This window comes from Streptomyces sp. URMC 123 (assembly GCF_051386515.1).
In the GTDB taxonomy this organism is placed as follows: domain Bacteria; phylum Actinomycetota; class Actinomycetes; order Streptomycetales; family Streptomycetaceae; genus Streptomyces.
Genome location: NZ_JBPQTV010000546.1, coordinates 1 through 2329, shown reverse-complemented (window position 1 = coordinate 2329; position 2329 = coordinate 1). Strand labels below are relative to the sequence as shown.

General features: G+C 75.6%; 2 protein-coding genes. Both read left to right on the top strand.

The genetic code is table 11. The annotated features are described in order from the left end of the window. Nucleotides 1-64 precede the first annotated feature (64 nt). Entirely contained in the window at nucleotides 65-862 is a 798-nt protein-coding gene (locus tag ACSNOD_RS30550) for a response regulator transcription factor (RefSeq protein WP_436770331.1), read from the top strand. Continuing rightward, a complete protein-coding gene (locus tag ACSNOD_RS30545; protein ID WP_436770330.1) occupies nucleotides 859-2289 on the top strand; it encodes a sensor histidine kinase in 1431 nt (476 codons plus the stop codon). The genes ACSNOD_RS30550 and ACSNOD_RS30545 overlap by 4 nt, the downstream gene beginning before the upstream one ends. Nucleotides 2290-2329 lie beyond the last annotated feature (40 nt).

The window sequence follows — 2329 nt, the reverse complement described above, 5'->3', positions numbered from 1 at the left end:
CCGACGGCGGCGGCACGGCGTGAGCGGGGACCAGGGGCCACGGGGCCCGCGGGCGCTCGGCCCGATGACGTCCGGCCTCGGACCCGGCCCCGGCCCTGGTGCCGGCACCGGCGCCGTACCGCCCTCCGGCGCCGCCCCGCAGCGGATTCTGATCGTCGACGACGAGCCCGCCGTGCGGGAGGCGCTGCGCCGCAGCCTCGCGTTCGAGGGCTACGACACGGCGCTGGCCGTCGACGGCCTCGACGCGCTCGCGCGGGTGGCGGCGTACGGCCCGGACCTGGTGGTGCTGGACGTGCTCATGCCGCGCATGGACGGGCTCACCGCGGCCCGCCGACTGCGCGCCACCGGCACCACCGTGCCGATCCTGATGCTCACCGCGCGGGACACCGTCGGCGACCGGGTCACCGGGCTGGACGCGGGGGCGGACGACTACCTGGTCAAGCCGTTCGAGCTCGACGAACTGCTGGCGCGCGTCCGGGCGCTGCTGCGGCGCAGCTCGTACGCGGCCGCCGCGACCGGCCACGACGGCGGCGCGGGCCCCGCCGGGGACATCCTCTCCTTCGCCGACCTGCGGATGGACCTGGCCACGCGGGAGGTGGCCCGCGGCGGGCGCCGGGTGGAGCTGACCCGCACGGAGTTCACCCTGCTGGAGATGTTCCTCGCGCATCCGCGCCAGGTGCTCACCCGCGAGCAGATCCTCAAGGCCGTGTGGGGCTTCGACTTCGAACCCTCGTCCAATTCGCTCGATGTGTACGTGATGTATCTGCGCCGCAAGACGGAGGCGGGCGGCGAGCCGCGGCTGCTGCACACCGTGCGGGGCGTGGGGTACGTGCTGCGGGCCGACGGCGGCGGCACGGCGTGAGCGGGGACCAGGGGCCACGGGGCCCGCGGGCGCTCGGCCGGCTCCCCCTGCGCTCCCGGCTGGTGCTGCTCACCGCCGTGGCCGTCGCCGTGGCGGTGGCGATCTCCGCGTCCGCCTGCTGGTTCCTGACCCGCTCGCAACTGCGGGCGGAGCTCGACAACGGGCTGCGCGGTGTCTCGGTGGCCGGCTCGTACCTGGACGCCACGCTCGCCCGCTGCCAGTCCGGCGCCCCGGCCCGCAGCCGGGACGTGCTGCCGGGCAACCCCAGCGGCCAGGTGGTGCTGGCCGGCGGCGGCCGCTGCGTCGGCCCCAACTCGCAAGCGGTACGGGTCGAGCGCGGCGACACGGAGGTCGCGCTGGGAGTACGGGCCGAGTTCCTGCACGACGGCAGTACGGACGACGGTCAGGCCGTACGGGTGCTCACCCAGCGGGTCCGCGTCGGCACGCAGGACGTGGCGTTCTCCGTGTCCCGGCCGCTCGCGGAGATCGACGCGGCCCTGAGCACCCTGGCGCTGCTGCTGATCGCGGTGGCCGGCGTAGGGGTGCTGGGCGCGGCGACCGCGGGGCTGTGGATCGCCCGCACCGGGCTGAAGCCGGTCGACCGGCTCACGGACGCGGTCGAACACGTGGCCCGCACGGAGGATCTGGCCGTGCGGATTCCGGTGGAGGGCGAGGACGAGATCGCCCGCCTGTCGCGGTCCTTCAACGCGATGACCGCGGCCCTCGCCTCTTCCCGCGACCGCCAGCAGCAGCTGATCGCCGACGCAGGCCACGAGCTGCGCACGCCCCTCACCTCCCTGCGGACCAATATCGAACTGCTGGTCAGGAGCGAGGAGTCGGGGCGCCGGCTGCCGGCGGAGGACCACCGGGAGCTGCTGTCCTCGCTCACCGCCCAGATGGGCGAGCTGGGCGCGCTCATCGGCGACCTCCAGGAGCTCTCCCGCCCGGACGGCGCGCCCGGCGGCGGCCCGGTGTCCGTGGTGGCGCTGCACGAGATCGTCGACCGCTCCGTCGAACGGGCCCGGCTGCGCGGCTCCGGCCTGACCATCGAGGCCGAGCTGACCCCCTGGTACGTACGGGCCGAGCCGGCCGCGCTGGAGCGGGCGGTGGTCAACCTCCTCGACAACGCGGTGAAGTTCAGTCCTCCGGGTGGTGTGATCGCGGTCTCGCTCAGAAGCGGAGAGCTACGGGTGCGGGACCACGGCCCGGGCATCGCGCCCGAGGAACTGCCCCATGTCTTCGAGCGCTTCTGGCGCTCCCCGACCGCCCGCGGCCTCCCCGGCTCGGGCCTGGGCCTGTCCATCGTGGCCCGCACGGTCCGCCGCTCGGGCGGCACGATCACCCTGGGCCCACCCCCCGAAGGCCCCGGCACCCTGGCCACGCTCCGCCTCCCGGGAGCCCCGACGATGCCCCCGCCCACGCCGTAACGCCCCGGCCACGCAAAGGAAGACGGCCCCGCCCGGGGCG

Bases quoted from the DNA above. Each gene is read 5' to 3' on its own strand.
- ACSNOD_RS30550 (WP_436770331.1), top strand. From the start codon at position 65: ATGACGTCCGGCCTCGGACCCGGCCCCGGCCCTGGTGCCGGCACCGGC.